The sequence below is a fragment of the Oceanobacillus bengalensis genome (assembly GCF_003628445.1).
GTDB classification, from domain to species: domain Bacteria; phylum Bacillota; class Bacilli; order Bacillales; family Amphibacillaceae; genus Oceanobacillus; species Oceanobacillus bengalensis.
The window spans coordinates 20888-36151 of sequence record NZ_RBZO01000016.1; the positions used below are offsets into that span (position 1 = coordinate 20888).

The following is a 15264-nucleotide window of genomic DNA, read 5'->3' on the forward strand; positions in this document are numbered from 1 at the left end:
TACACCCCTTTATTTAAATGTCTTTCATATTAATCTTTTTGCGAAAGAGCCAAAGAAATCCACCTAATAACACCGCCATTAAACCGATAAATATATAATTAAATGTGTTGGTTGATGTATCCGGGAGTTGACCTCCATTTTCTGTTTGCATTGACGTTTCCATACCATTATCTATTTTGTTATGCTTATTCTTTTCTAGAGAACTTTGGTTCTTATCATTATTCGCAACAGTTCCATCTTGATTTATTTCTTTTTCATCTAGGTTCTCTTCACCATTTCCTGGTATTTCAACTTCATCTGGATTCTCTCCACCGTTTCCTGGTGTTTCAACTTCATCTGGATTCTCTTCACCATTTCCTGGTGTTTCAACTTCATCTGGATTCTCTCCACCGTTTCCTGGTGTTTCAACTTCATCTGGATTCTCTTCTCCATTTCCTGGTGTTTCAACTTCATCTGGATTCTCTTCACCATTTCCTGGTGTTTCACCCTCGTCTGGATTCTCTTCTCCATTTCCTGGTGTTTCACCCTCGTCTGGATTCTCTTCTCCATTTCCTGGTGTTTCACCTTCGTCTGGATTTTCTTCTCCATTTCCTGGTGTTTCAACTTCGTCTGGATTTTCTTCACTTTGTTCTGAACCAAATTGGTACACATTACCTTTACCCTTTAGGAAAAAGTCATAGGCAACAAGTGCTTGCAGCGCCTGCTCAGTAGCCATTCCATTCGAAAAATCATAGTCCATTGTATGTTTAAATCCACCATCAGCATTTTGAAATTCTAGTAAATGATCTATTAGACTATTTCCATTTTTAGTAAACTGCTCCCCAGCCGCATCAATACCATAGGCGGACAATCCAATTATTACTTGTGAAGCAGCTTCACTTGTAATACCCCCAACAAATGAACCCCCATCGAATCCACCTTCTTCTGTTTGTACACTTGAAAGCCATTCTACTGTTTTATCTAATGCTTCACGAACCTTTGGCTGATCCCGATAAGGACTCAACGCAATCAAAGCCATCCCTGTTATATCAACACTTGGTGTTCCAAATGCTTCATTCAGTGCCCAGCTTCCATTATCATTTTGTGTACGTAACAATTCATCGATTAACCCTTGGCGATTCCATCTTGCATCACTAGGTACATCATACATTTTAGTATCTAATGCAATTAACGCAAAAATTGGACCATTATTACCTTGGAAAGTCATGGTGTCATAACCACCACGGCGATCAGGACTGTTATAAATCATCTCTATTAAATTCACACCATTAATATCCCGTGGGTCTAGTTTTAGAGCGACCGCCGCCATTGCAAGCCGCTCGGTATCTGTTATTTTAATGCGGCCGTTCTCTAATGCATCAATAACCTGATCTTGAACATTCTGATGGAATACATCAAGATAATCTTCTGGAACTTCCTTCCCAGCCTGTGCTAAACCAATTGCTTCCCACTCACCATTAACGCCATTTTCGATAATGTATGCACTTACATTCTCAATAGCAGATGTAACTTGCCCGATGTAATTTTCAGACTCTTCCGCATAACTAACTTGTGGATGTAAGAATGATAGATTACTAAGAACTACAAGCATTGACAAAATAACTGCAAACTGTTGAAAAATTGCTTTCCTCATACTTTCCCTCCTCATTTTCTCCAAAAAAATACATCTCTTAAATAGAGATGTATATGTGTGCCGTATTTCGGATGATATGTAACAAACCCATAAATACCTAATCCGTTCACACACCTCCCTATCCTCGTAGGTTGAATGGCGTAAAAGAATAGGCAGGTCTCCTGGCTTAGAGTCATCACCTTCTATTACCTTCCCATCTTGTGACAGTGGTATATGAATAGAAAGCTCTTCATTACAGTGGCGGGACCGCGCCGGATTTTAACCGGTCTTCCCTTTTAATGATTTGTCCTAATGCAAGACAAATCAAACCTATCTTTTTCGTATTCAATTAATTACAGTCTAATAAATTTGGCGTAGAATGTCAAAAATTAGTAATATTGTATCAACTATAAATAGCGGAAATCACCATATACTTACTGCACATTTTATATCAACTATAAAAAAGCTAGCTTTTGAAAAAAGCCCACAACAAAAAATCCACCCTACAAAAGGATGGATTTTTCTATGAATCTATTATTTCGCTACACGACGTACGTGTCCAGCAAAGTGATCATTCCAATAGCCACTATTCATATCAGCAACTGCTAACCCAGTAGAGTTTTGTGCGCCAATAAATTTACCGCCACCTAGATAAATACCAACATGTCCATTTGTTTTATATGTGTTGAAAAATACGATATCACCAGGTTTTGCATCACTATATGACACTTTTGAACCAACACCTTGTAATCCTGAAGTACTTGATGGAATGGAAATTCCGCCTTGAGCAAATGCCCATGATACGAATCCAGAACAATCAAATCCACCTGGTCCTTTTCCAGCCCAAACATAAGGTGTTCCAAGATGTGCATATCCAGCATTTATAATCGTACTAAGATTTCCACTTGCTGGAGCGCTACTTGAACTAGAACTTTCACTTAGAGTTGTTAGCTCCCCACCAGAAGAGTCAGATGAACTAGCAACTTGAGTGTTTCTAGCTGGTTCGGTTAATGCAGATAAGCTTTGTTTTACATCCGCTTCTAGTGATGCTAGTTTGCTATCTTCCATATTTAACTCGTCTTTAAGAGCCACAAATTCTTCTTTTTTATCATTTAATTCATCCATTTTGGATTCTGTTTGTTCTTTTTGGTCATTGATTAAAGCTAACATTCCTTCTAATTCAACTTTCATTTCAGTTAGCTCATCAAGTTTTACTAGAAGATCATTTTGTTTTTCTTCAACTTCGGCCTTATCAGCTTCTTGTTGTTCCATTAAGTTTGTATCAGATTCTGTAATTTTATTTACAGCTGTTACACGACTAATAAAATCTCCAAAACTCTCTGAACCAAAAATTACTTCTAGATAATTAATTGATCCACCACTTTTTTGATAAGAAACAACACGATCTTTTAAAATATTGTATCGTTTTTCAATTGCTTCTTCCAATACAACAATTTCTTCTTCTAATGAATCAATTTCCGATTGTGTGTCAGTAATATCGGTTTCTGCCTGTTCCATCATTTTTTCGTTTTCTTTAATCGCTTCATTCACACGCTTTATTTCATCTTCAAGTCCACCAAGGTCTATTAAAATATCAGCAATTTTACTTTCCGCATCTGATAGATTTGCTTTCACCTGTGCACGTTCCTCTTGAATTTGTTCTTGTTTAGCCTGTAAATCAGCTTTTGTTTCAGCATGTACATTGTTACTAAATAAAGGACTACCGAATCCTATAATAGCAACAGTAGAAAGTGTAATAATTGTCTTTTTCATCATTATGTCCTCGCTTCCGATTATATTACTCAATTTATATGTATATTTTGTATATAGTCTTCAAGTATTGGGTAAAATAGATTAAAAGTATGTTTTCTATTACTTAACATCCGTAGTATACCATTACAAAATTTCACACATATTATAGTTATGTTACAATTATGTTTCAAAAATGACATTTATCGACTTCTTTTACAAAAAAATTGCTTGCTCTCATGAGAGAACAAGCAATTTTTTGTATAGTACTTTTGATATATTGGATAGGATCATCATCCAGGGCCTAGCGAGACTTTCCTCACCTTCGTACATCCCTAGACGAGCGCTTCCACTTTTCTTACATTAACTCGTAAATTGTTCTACCTCTGTTGACCCTTTTAATGCTGTGGTAGAAGAGGTTCCACCTGAAATAACTTGTGCCACTTCGTCAAAATACCCAGTCCCAACTTCGCGTTGGTGGCGTGTAGCAGAATAGCCGTGTTCTTCACTAGCAAATTCTGCTTGTTGTAATTCAGAATATGCTGCCATGCCTTTATCTTTGTATTTCCGTGCTAACTCAAACATGCTATGATTCAATGCATGGAATCCTGCTAATGTTACAAACTGGAATTTGTATCCCATTTCACCTAGTTCTTTCTGGAAGCTAGCAATCTCCTCGTCTTTCAACTTCTGTTTCCAGTTGAAAGATGGAGAACAATTATATGCTAGTAGTTTGTTTGGATACTTTTCATGAATTGCATTAGCAAATCTCTTTGCCTCTTCCATATCTGGTTCTGAAGTTTCACACCAAATTAGGTCTGCATAAGGTGCATATGCTAATCCACGTGCAATTGCTTGATCAATGCCAGATTTGGTTCGATAAAATCCTTCCACCGTTCGTTCGCCAGAAATAAATGGTGCGTCATATGGGTCTACATCGCTTGTTATTAAGTCTGCTGCATTCGCATCTGTTCTAGCAATAATAATTGTCGGTGTCCCCATTACATCTGCAGCGAATCTAGCTGCAATTAAATTACGAATCGCATTTTGTGTTGGTAATAAAACTTTCCCACCTAAGTGCCCACACTTTTTCTCTGATGACAATTGATCTTCAAAGTGAACAGCAGCTGCTCCTGATTCAATCATGGATTTCATTAGTTCAAATACATTTAACTGCCCACCAAAACCAGCCTCTGCATCTGCAACAATTGGCACAAACCAGTCAATGTCTTCCTTCCCTTCAGAATAATGAATTTGATCTGCCCGTTGCAATGCTTGGTTAATTCGCTTGACAACTTGTGGGACACTATTTGCTGGATACAGACTTTGATCTGGATACATTTGCCCAGCCATATTGGCATCTGCCGCTACTTGCCAACCACTCAAGTATATTGCTTTTAACCCTGCTTTCACCTGCTGTACTGCTTGATTTCCTGTTAATGCACCAAGCGCATGAACATATCCTTCCCCATTAATTTGATTCCATAACTTCATTGCTCCTCTTGTTGCAAGCGTATATTCGATGTCAATTGAACCACGTAGTCGAATCACTTCTTCCGCTGTATAAGGCCTTAGGGTCCCCATCCATCTTGAGTTATTATCCCATTCTTTTTTCAACACATCTACTCGACTCATTGCCATTAGTTATTTCCTCCTTTTATTAATTGCTCATATGCGGGTATTGTTAAAAACGCTTCAAATTCATCTTTTTTCACCAATTGATGAACGATATTCGCAGCATTTTGGTAGCTTCCATTCGTAAATTCAACTTCACCAACGTGCTCTTTAATTGCAGTAAGCTCCTCCGACATGATATGCTCAACCATTTTTAAATCGATATTTCTTCCATCATCCAATATGCCTTTGGGATTTCTAATCCATTGCCATACTTGCGCTCTTGAAATTTCAGCAGTTGCCGCATCCTCCATTAGATGATTGATTGGTACAGCACCACGACCATCTAACCATGCAGCAGTATACAGAATGCTTACATTAATATTTGTTCGTAGACCTGCTTCCGTAATCTGTCCTTGAGGAATTTCAACCAAATCTTCAGCTGTCACATGTACATCGTCTCGTTTCCGGTGAATTTGATTCCGTGTCGGCATCTCCTTATCGAACACTTCTTTAACCAACTGCACCATTCCCGGATGAGCGACCCATGTTCCGTCATGACCGTCCTTTGCTTCTCTCTCCTTATCAGCCCGCACCTTCCCGTATGCTATTTCATTTGCTTTATCATCGTTCTTTACTGGAATATGAGCTGCCATCCCACCAATAGCAGGTGCATTTCGCTTATGACATGTTTTTATCGCTAACAATGAATAGGCACGCATGAATGGAACCTCCATCGTAACAACAGAACGATCAGGTAAAATAACGCTCGGATTGCACTGAAACTTCTTAATAAAACTGAAAATATAATCCCATCTTCCACAATTTAGCCCTGCAGAATGCTCCCTTAATTCATATAGGATTTCATCCATTTCAAAAGCCGCTGTGATCGTTTCGATTAAAACGGTTGCTTTAATCGTCCCTTGAGACAAACCTAAGTCATTTTGTGCGAAAACAAATACATCATTCCACAGACGTGCCTCAAGGTGATTTTCTAGCTTTGGCAAGTAAAAGTAAGGCCCTGTATTTCGTCTCAACAGTTCGTTAGCATTATGATAAAAATAAAGTCCAAAATCTACCAAACTCGCTGACATCGGCTTTCCATCTATAATGATATTCTTTTCTTCCAAATGCCATCCACGTGGACGAACCATTAATACTGCCGTTTCCTCATTAAGGGTATAGCTTTTTCCATTCACTGCTTCAAAATCTATTTCCCTACGAATTGCATCACGCAAATTAATTTGTCCTTGCATCACATTTTCCCAAGTTGGAGAAGTAGCATCTTCAAAATCTGCCATAAATACTTTTGCACCCGAATTAAGTGCATTAATGATCATTTTCCGATCGACAGGTCCGGTTATTTCAACCCGCCGATCCTGAAGGTCTTTCGGCAAGGGGTCTATTTGCCAATTCCCATCGCGTATGGCCTTTGTTTCTGTCAAAAAGTCTAGTTTTTTTCCTTCGTTTAAACTTTGGAGCAAGTTTCTCCTTAATTCTAGTAAATTTCTTCTTCGTTCATCAAAATGAAGATGCAGCTTTTCTAAAAACGCTAAAGCCCCTTCTGTAAGTACCCCTTCATACTTCTGTTCCGTTTCCATTTTTATTACAGCATTTCTTAGCATTTCCCCACTCCTCTGTTATGTTATACAACATAAATTAAAAATTTTGTTATATAACAGTATGGTCAAAAAATTAATCTTCCTTTTTAGAAAGACAATACTCACATTCCATTATAAAACTTTTTGCATCCACTTCCTTGCCGCATTCTGGACAACTACACACTTTTTCCATATGATTGCCTCCTTCGTTTTTATATAACAGTTTTGTTGTTGTTTCTTTTGTTATAATACAGTCTATTCGTTATTTTCTAAAAATGCAACCCTTTTTTAAAAAAGATTGAAAATATTTTTTTGTTGTAAGAGAATAGAGAAGGATTCACAGTGGAAGGAGTGAGGCAGTTGAGACATTTTCGATTTGTTGGAAGCCGAGTTGTTAAAACAGGTGTATCTGTTTTTCTAACTGCATGGCTTTGTACGATTCTAGGTTGGCCACCAGTATTTGCAGTAATAACTGCTATCGTAACAATTGAGCCAACAGTAACAGATTCCATTCGTAAAGGGATGGTTCGCTTCCCTGCTTCAGCAATCGGTTCAGCTTATGCTGTATTATTTATTGCATTGTTTGGCAATTCAGCTATTACATATGCACTTGCAGCTGTTTTCACAATTACTACCTGTTTTAAGCTAAAATTACATGCAGGTTTATTAGTAGCAACGCTAACATCTGTTGCTATGATAGAGGTTATCCATACGAACTTGCTCATTTCATTTTTCATCCGATTAGGGACTACAACAATTGGTATTGGCGTTTCAACTCTTGTGAACTTTTTCATATTACCACCAGATTATCGAAAGGAAATTGCAGGACATGTCAACCATATCGGAAAGCAAACAGCTATTTCTATTGAAAGCATTTTCCATCGAATCTTTAAGGGTGATAGAAAACATTTAGGGAAGGATAGCGAGTTGTTGAAGGACTTAGAGAAGGAAATTCAGAAGACAGAATTACTAAGTAGATATCAAAAACAAGAAGCAAAACTTCATCCGCTTGTAGGACATGATAAAGAGAAATTCAATGTTATTCAAGAAAAACTAAAGATTCTACGACTGATCCATGATCACATTGATAACCTTCATCATGCACCGATTGAACAATTATCATGGACAGATGATGAACGTTCTTTGATTCTTTCTTCTGTTGACTTGCTGACTCAAGTCTTACATCATCCAGAAAGCTACAGTAAAAAAAGACATCAGCATTTTCAAAACCAAATAATGGAGATTTTCTGGGAAGATAATATAGAAATTACGTCCAAAAAAACAAAACATCCGACAAAATTTCCGCCGGAGTTAATTATTCTATATGAACTACTTTCTATATATGAGTTGGTGGAACAGTATTTTGAATAACCTAATATACGTTCTACTATTCCACCAACCTATGTTTAAATGCATAGATTACTGCTTGGGTTCTATCTTGCACTTCCAGTTTCCCTAAAATATTACTCACATGAACTTTTACAGTCTTTAAAGCAATAAATAAATCATCAGCAATTTCCTGATTGCTCTTCCCTTGTGCAATTAAAAGGAGAATTTCCTTTTCTCTTTCCGTTAATTGGTCATGTAAATCCACTACATCTTTTGTGCGCATACGGGTCATTATTTTCCCTGTTACTTCTGGCTCTAAAATCGATTGTCCCCCGTAAGTTGCACGAATTGCCTTCGCTATTTCCTCCGCTTTCGAAGTCTTTAACATATAGCTCGTTGCACCAGCTTCCAGTGCAGGATATACTTTCTCATCATCAAGAAAACTTGTTACAATAATAATTTTTGCCTCTGGCCACTTTTCAATGATTTTCCGTGTAGCTTCGATTCCATCCATTTCCTTCATGACTAAATCCATAAGAATAATATCAGGCCTAAGCTCCAAAGCTAGTTTTACAGCTGGTGGCCCATCATCCGCTTCCGCTACCACTTCAATATCGGGTTGTGCAGATAGATAGGCAGATACACCAATTCGAACCATTTCATGATCATCTGCAAATAATACTTTAATCATTTTCCTCATCCCCCTTCCGTAATATCGGTACTTTCACTTCTAATTGTGTTCCTTGATTTGGAAGACTAATAATTTTAAATGTCCCACCAATTTCAAATGCTCTTTCACGCATGTTCTCTAGCCCATATGAACCAGTCTTCATCTGTTCCATGTCAAAACCAATGCCATTATCTGCAACCCGCAAAATAATCGTTTCATCTCGTTCAATTAACATGACATTCAGCGTTGTCGCCTTTGCATGCCTGAGCGTATTCGATAACGATTCTTGCAAAATTCGAAAAAGCTGGTCTTCAATCCCTTTATCAACTGGAAACTCCTCGATTTTGGACTTGATTTCCATTGGTACTTTTTGTGTTAATTCGTTGATTAACTCCATTATGCCCTCTTGTAGCGATTTTCCCTTTAATGCCACAGGACGTAAATGCAATAGTAATGCTCGCATTTCCAGCTGGGATTGATGAATCATCTTCTCGACCATTTGTAATTGCTTTTTCATGGAGGCATCTTGTGGTAGATTTGCTTCATTAATAGCAGACATCATCATGGAAGCAGCGAATAATTGTTGACTTACAGAATCATGGAGCTCTCTAGCAAGTCGATTTCGTTCTTGCACGACAATTTCCTGAAGGCTTTTCTCCCGCTCCTCTGCACGTTCTGTTGCCAAACGCTGCGAATATTCGACCTGCTTCTTCATTTTATCCTGTAATTCATTCATTATTTGTTCAATATTTTCTAATTCCTTATAAGCACCTTCATCATCTGCCTTAAGTTTGTTTCCTTTCACCAATTCATCCAGGTTACGCTGCACATAATCAAGCCTTTGCTTCCAGTATAAACCAATTATTATTCCAAATACTGTACCAAGCATGATTACGGAAATAAAAATCCACACAACATACGGAACGTTACCAATTTCCTGTTTCCATACAGATGTCCAATCACCCACTGGAAAAAATAGGAAGGTAATTCCAATTGAAATCAGTGCTAATAAAAGCGAATAAAGGATGGCAGAAAATGTATGGCGAAGTATAATATTCATATTCGCTTCACCTCGATATCTCCAGAGAAGATGGAGGTGATTATTTTCACGCGTGTCTCTGCTGCATCATAATGTTCCGTTTGATACAACAAAGACTTATTCATCAACTTCTGATGATGTTTCCCAAGGATATGTGCCCTACCAAAAACGGAACTATGATGAATGCTCACTTCCACGTCATATGGAACATACACTTCAATTTTCCCCAAAAAATGCCTGATGGAAATAACTGCTGTATCATTCGGTAACACCGTGTTACTTAAATCAATGATTCTATTACCAAATGCCCCGTGAATATTTACATCACGCCAACCATATGCGGTATCCTTCGTTTTTTGATCTTCAAAAAGCTTATGATCAAAGAGCGGCTCAATTCGAGTCACTGTTCCTTGTATTCCTTCCGAGTTGGGAAGTGTCGGTGCTACAACATCCTCCCCCTTCTTTTGTTTCGAATAATCAATAACATACAAAACAAGGGCTGCAGCTACGAGAAAACGAACAGCAAAAATATTTAATACAGCGAAAATAAAACTAATAAGGAAAATCCAAAAGACAATTTTACCCCATAATTGATGAAAGTTTTTCCAACCTACAAACATAATTATTGCACAAAAAACGGCATTAATAATGTTTCCGCCATAAAAAAAGATAATTTCAAAGATAAGGAGGATCACTCCAATAATCAATATCCAATTAAATGTGTCTGTTTTAAATCGCTTGAACATGAAGGCATCCTCCTTTTTTATGTAAGACGTACAGGCACTATAAATAGTGCCTGTACTAGTATACCATGTTTTTTCATTATTCTACATATAGACTTAATTCGCCTTTTCTTCTTTCATTTCCTTCTCAAGCTTAGCAATTTTACCATCAAATGTGCTTCTGTAATAGGAACTGTTTACTTTATACTCTAAGTCGTCAATGTAACGTTCCATTTCAGCAAATTTAGAAAATGGTTTTTCTGAAACATTGTCAAACACTTGATTCATTTGGTGATGTGCTCGCGCAATGTTTTCACGTCCCATTAGCTCCATTCTTCGTAAATGCATATCTTTTAAACGATGCTTCATTTCTTCATATTTTTGCTCTAATTCCTCTAATTGTTCAACTGCTATCTGACGGGAGGCTTTCATGTTATTCGCTCTTGTGTTGTATTCTTCATAGTCCTTCATTGCAAATGCATGCATCTCCGTTTCACCAGCTCTTTCTGCAATCTGAGCTTGTTTCAAGCGTTTTTCAGCAAAATCTTCTGCTTTATGAAATTCTCTTGTAAATTCATCCTTTAACCTATATTGACGATCAATTAACTTACGAACCCTTTCTGTTTCTTGTTCTGCTTGTCTTAAATATTGGTTTAATGACTTGATTGGGTTCTTTTGTTCCTTCTTGTCCAACACATCATGTAAATCCGCTTCGATTGAATTTACCATTCTTGTAAAAATATTTGCCATAATAAATCTCTCCTTTTTTGCGCTATAGAGGCGCTTCTTCATTTATTATTAATGATTTAATTCTGCCCACTCACGTTCAAAGTTCGTGAATGGATCATCATTATCCACAACTTGAACAATAGGGTCCTCTTCTTTGTTCCAATTTTTATAAACATAGTAAAGCACAAAAGCTGCTGCTATCCCGATAATCGAGTAAATATTTGATAGGACCATTCCTAGTACAAACAAGCCTAGAATTACCCATCCAACTTTCCCAGATGTTGAATCACTTTTTACAAACTTCTTAAAGACAACATATAGCAACCAAACACCTAGTCCTAATAAAACCATCGGGCCAATGTTAGCTAACAAAATTAATAAGGCTACTAACCCTCCTACAAACAACATAAATTTTCTCATATGTGATTGCCTCCTTTCTTTATCTTGATTTCATCTTACCGTGATTACGGGTTCATTATAATGAGCCTGAGCTATATTTTTGACTAGGGCTTGAGGCTTATTTGGTAGTAGTACTGTTTTTTGAAGAGGGTAGAGATTGTTTTCCAGTAGATATTAGGTTGAAATGGGAGACATTGCAGAAAAAAGGAAGAAAATGTTGAATAAAGATAGCAAGGGGGAATGAAATGATGAAGGCACTACTCGTTATCGACGCACAAAATACAATTATTCATTCAGGAGACTTCACAAAAGAAATATCTACTATTGAAGAAATCATTCAGGATTTCAAAGGAAAAGGTGAACCAGTCATTTTTGTCCGTAATATTGATAACAATGAGGACAGTCCATTTTACAAAAATGCAGACACCTCAGAATTACATCACTCTCTCAAAGATTACGCAGACCACATCACCTTGAAAAAAACGCCCAGTTCATTTTATCAAACAGATTTATCCACTACCCTTGAAAAATTAGGCGTAAATCATGTATTCATTACAGGTTTTAATACAGAATTTTGTTGTATGTTCACAGCAATTGCCGCTTTTGACAGGGGATATAAAGTGACTTTTATTGAAGATGCAACAGGCACCGTTAATGATGAGGATACCTATGAAATGAAAGGACTCGATATCCGAGACTTCGTAGGAACTGCATTGCATTGGTCAAATGTAATACAGGTGCTAGACTATGAGGAGTATGAGGAAGGGTACAAGGTGACAAATTAACGTTTAGTTCTCCACGTATCTATATTCAACTTCCGGAACTTCACATAAAAAAAGTAGGGATTCCACTTCCAATTAGATGGTATCCCTGCTTTTTTATGATTTCCTTCTTCTTTTCTTATATAAAACGATAAAAATGACAATTCCAATCGCAATGGCCGCATATGTCACATCCGAATAAACATCCATAAATTGAAGAACCGACTCCCAGTTTGCACCTAACGTAGCCCCAACCATAATTAATAGCGTATTCCAAATAACCGTCCCCATTGTAGTAAAAAGGAGAAAAAGTCCAAATTTCATATTGGTCATGCCCGCTGGAATAGAAATTAAGCTCCTAATTAAAGGAACCATCCGGCAGAAAAATACAGTCCAATACCCATACTTATCAAACCATGCATCAGCTTTGTAAATATCTTTCTTTTTGATACGTAACACACGACCCCAACGATCTACAATTTTCTCTAACTGTTCCACATCTAACATTAAACCAACGCCATAGAGTATAATCGCACCTACAACGGAACCTGCAGTTGCTACTAGTAACACTCCTATAATTGTTAATTCAGAATATGTCGTCATAAATCCGCCAAACGGAAGAACAATTTCAGATGGTATTGGTGGAAATAGATTTTCTAATGCCATCATAAGAAATATCCCAACATAGCCAAACTGCTCCATTGTTTCTGTAACCCATGCCTGCATACTAACCTCCATGCTTTATCATAGACTTGTCTATACTAATATAGTATATCATGCATCGTATTATGAAACATTTTTGGTTTTCCCATTAGTAATAGAAAGGCCGCAGTCTAACTAGTCTCGAATCAAGTGAATGAAGAATCATTTACTTGAAAAGCATCTGCAATAAGTTCATAGGATTTTTTTCTTGCCTCATAGCTATGGGTAATTGTCACAACCATGAATTCATCAATGTTATATGTCGCCTGAAGGTTCTCTAATTTGGTTCTAACTTGTACAGGATCTCCGATAATTTGATTTTGTTTCATCTTATTCATTGTATCCTTTTCTTCCCCTGTAAACATATATTTCTTCGCTTCCTCAATCGTCGGAACGCCGTCTTTCCCTTCTCCCTTTCCTTGCAACACTTTCCAAACAAGGTTGCTCAGGGCAAGCTCTTCAGCTGCTTCCATTGTTTCTGCACAAATAACAGACACCGTTACAAATACTTGTGGATTTTCTCCTGCAAAATTTTCTTTATACCTTTGTACAATTTCTGGTCCATTCTCGTTACTCATAAAATGCCCAAACACATATGGTAATCCTTTTTCAGCAGCAAGTAGAGCACCTTTCTCACTTGTACCTAGGACCCATGGAACAGGTGAGATGGACGGGACAGGTGTTGGAGAGACTTTAGAAAATAGATGGTCCTCCGTGAAATCCGCTTTTAAAAAGTGAATAAGCTCATCAATTAATTCTGGATAGTTGCGAACCTTTTCCAAGAAGTTACCAGCTAGTGCGATCGATGTTTCCGCAGAACCACCAGGCGCACGCCCTACCCCTAGGTCAACGCGCCCTGGATATAAGGTGGCTAACAGATTATACTTTTCTGCGATATGATATGGTTTATAATTTGGTAATAACACTGCACCAGAACCAATACGGATATTCTTCGTTTGAGATCCAATGATTCCAAGTAAAATATCAGGAGCTGGAGATGCTAGACCATCTAAATCATGATGCTCAGCTACCCAGTATCGGTTGTAACCCCATTTATCTGCAAGCTGTGCAAGTTCAATCGTTGCCTCTAATGCTTCCTTCGCTGATCTTCCTTGTGAAATTGGGGCTTGGTCTAAGATACTTAATTTCATTTGTTATAACTCCTTTATAAGAAAACGAACCTACCAGAGCGGGTAAGTTCGTTCGTGTTTTCTAACTTATACGGAAACCATTTCTGATTGTACGTAATGATATAGTAGATTCTCTGTATGTTTCAAGGAATCTTCATGTGTTCTTTCAAATGCATGGGATGAATCAATCCCAGGCCCAATTAAGCCATGAACAATATCATGCCCAGCACGAATGGCAGCAGATGCATCTGAACCATAGTATGGATAGATATCAAGCTTAAAGCCAATATCATTTCCTTTCGCAAGCTGGACCAAGTTTTTACGTAATCCATAATGGTATGGACCGCTTCCATCTTTCACACAAATGGAAACCGTATACTCATCTGTGGACTGTCCGTCCCCCATTGCACCCATGTCAACTGCTAAATACTCAATCGTTTCGGGAGTAATATTTGAATTTCCACCATAACCAATTTCTTCATTATTGGAAATCAAGAAGTTTGTTGTATATGGAAGGGTAATGTTTTCTTCTTTTAAACGTTTAATTAATTGCAATAAAATAGCAACACTTGCTTTATCATCTAAATGACGAGATTTTATAAAACCATTATCTGTAATTTGAACACGTGGGTCAAAGGAAACAAAGTCACCAACTTCAATTCCGAGCGCACGTATGTCTTCTGCATTCTCCACTTTTGCATCAATACGCACTTCCATGTTCTGCTGATCGCGTTTTGCATCACCTGCATCTTTATACACATGTACAGATGTTTGGTGCATCAAAATCGTACCAGTAATCGTCTTTCCGCTTGTCGTATGGATTTCACAGTATTCCCCTTCAATCGAGTTATAACGAAAACCACCGATTAAATCTAGGCGAAGACGACCATTACTTTTTACTTCCTTTACCATCGCGCCTAATGTATCCACATGGGCCGTTAACATCCGATGTTCATCATTATTCTTACCAGGTAGCGTTGCGATTAACCCACCTTTACGGTTACGTTTGGTTTCCACATTTAATTCCTTCAAATAATCATCAACAAAAGTAATCACCTTTTCTGTATTACCTGATGGACTAGGAATGGATACTAGTTCCTTAATCATCTCTTTTGTCGCATTCACATTTGGATATGTACTCATCATGTAAACTCCTCTCAAACTTTTCTTTCTTTTTATTTTATCTCTAATAAACGAGTGTAACAAC

Annotated in this window: 14 protein-coding genes and 1 riboswitch; of the genes, 2 read left to right on the plus strand and 12 right to left on the minus strand. The window is 37.5% G+C overall.

Translation table 11 applies throughout. The features are described 5' to 3' along the window. Positions 1-13 precede the first annotated feature (13 nt). The 4 genes from D8M05_RS11135 to aceB all read right to left on the minus strand — a co-directional run bounded on the left by D8M05_RS11135 (position 14) and on the right by aceB (position 6576). The gene (locus D8M05_RS11135; protein WP_183072776.1) at positions 14-1633 is read right to left on the minus strand and encodes a prenyltransferase/squalene oxidase repeat-containing protein; all 1620 of its coding nucleotides are present in this window, start codon (positions 1631-1633) and stop codon (positions 14-16) included. 134 nt (positions 1634-1767) lie between these two features. After that, positions 1768-1961: riboswitch (cobalamin riboswitch) on the minus strand. A 185-nt stretch (positions 1962-2146) separates the two neighbouring features. Continuing rightward, complete coding sequence (locus D8M05_RS11140; protein WP_121131788.1) at positions 2147-3388, minus strand: C40 family peptidase; 1242 nt, start codon at positions 3386-3388, stop codon at positions 2147-2149. Between the two features lie 336 nt (positions 3389-3724). Next, positions 3725-5002 (minus strand): isocitrate lyase, encoded by a 1278-nt coding sequence (gene aceA, locus D8M05_RS11145; protein WP_121131790.1) that lies wholly within the window; start codon positions 5000-5002, stop codon positions 3725-3727. Continuing rightward, complete coding sequence (aceB, locus tag D8M05_RS11150; RefSeq protein WP_379542937.1) at positions 5002-6576, minus strand: malate synthase A; 1575 nt, start codon at positions 6574-6576, stop codon at positions 5002-5004. Before aceB ends, aceA begins: the two co-directional genes overlap by 1 nt. Before the next feature lie 351 nt (positions 6577-6927). On the opposite strand from aceB, the gene D8M05_RS11155 reads away from it, so the two are divergent. After that, the gene (locus D8M05_RS11155) at positions 6928-7947 is read left to right on the plus strand and encodes an FUSC family protein (RefSeq protein WP_342772260.1); all 1020 of its coding nucleotides are present in this window, start codon (positions 6928-6930) and stop codon (positions 7945-7947) included. Positions 7948-7963: 16 nt separating this feature from the next. Here the strand turns inward: D8M05_RS11155 and D8M05_RS11160 are convergent, their stop codons facing one another. The 5 genes from D8M05_RS11160 to D8M05_RS11180 form a co-directional block, all read right to left on the minus strand. Continuing rightward, positions 7964-8596, minus strand: coding sequence for a response regulator (locus D8M05_RS11160; protein ID WP_121131796.1), 633 nt, complete (start codon positions 8594-8596; stop codon positions 7964-7966). After that, a complete protein-coding gene (locus D8M05_RS11165; protein WP_121131798.1) occupies positions 8589-9635 on the minus strand; it encodes a sensor histidine kinase in 1047 nt (348 codons plus the stop codon). Before D8M05_RS11165 ends, D8M05_RS11160 begins: the two co-directional genes overlap by 8 nt. Continuing rightward, complete coding sequence (gene liaF, locus D8M05_RS11170) at positions 9632-10360, minus strand: cell wall-active antibiotics response protein LiaF (protein ID WP_121131800.1); 729 nt, start codon at positions 10358-10360, stop codon at positions 9632-9634. Before liaF ends, D8M05_RS11165 begins: the two co-directional genes overlap by 4 nt. Before the next feature lie 93 nt (positions 10361-10453). Continuing rightward, positions 10454-11086: a PspA/IM30 family protein gene (locus D8M05_RS11175; protein ID WP_121131802.1), complete on the minus strand. Its 633-nt coding sequence runs from the start codon at positions 11084-11086 to the stop codon at positions 10454-10456. A gap of 48 nt (positions 11087-11134) precedes the next feature. Then, positions 11135-11485, minus strand: a complete 351-nt coding sequence (locus tag D8M05_RS11180) for a lmo0954 family membrane protein (protein WP_121131804.1) — start codon at positions 11483-11485, stop codon at positions 11135-11137. Between the two features lie 227 nt (positions 11486-11712). Here D8M05_RS11180 and D8M05_RS11185 point away from each other — a divergent pair, with 227 nt between their 5' ends. Then, positions 11713-12249 carry a cysteine hydrolase family protein gene (locus tag D8M05_RS11185; protein ID WP_121131900.1) on the plus strand — a complete coding sequence of 179 codons (537 nt, stop codon included), beginning with the start codon at positions 11713-11715 and terminating at the stop codon, positions 12247-12249. Between the two features lie 93 nt (positions 12250-12342). Here the strand turns inward: D8M05_RS11185 and D8M05_RS11190 are convergent, their stop codons facing one another. The 3 genes from D8M05_RS11190 to D8M05_RS11200 form a co-directional block, all read right to left on the minus strand. Next, positions 12343-12951 (minus strand): DedA family protein, encoded by a 609-nt coding sequence (locus tag D8M05_RS11190; protein ID WP_121131806.1) that lies wholly within the window; start codon positions 12949-12951, stop codon positions 12343-12345. A gap of 122 nt (positions 12952-13073) precedes the next feature. Beyond that, positions 13074-14078: an LLM class flavin-dependent oxidoreductase gene (locus D8M05_RS11195; RefSeq protein ID WP_121131807.1), complete on the minus strand. Its 1005-nt coding sequence runs from the start codon at positions 14076-14078 to the stop codon at positions 13074-13076. Between the two features lie 66 nt (positions 14079-14144). Further along, entirely contained in the window at positions 14145-15200 is a 1056-nt protein-coding gene (locus D8M05_RS11200; RefSeq protein ID WP_121131809.1) for a M42 family metallopeptidase, read from the minus strand. Positions 15201-15264 lie beyond the last annotated feature (64 nt).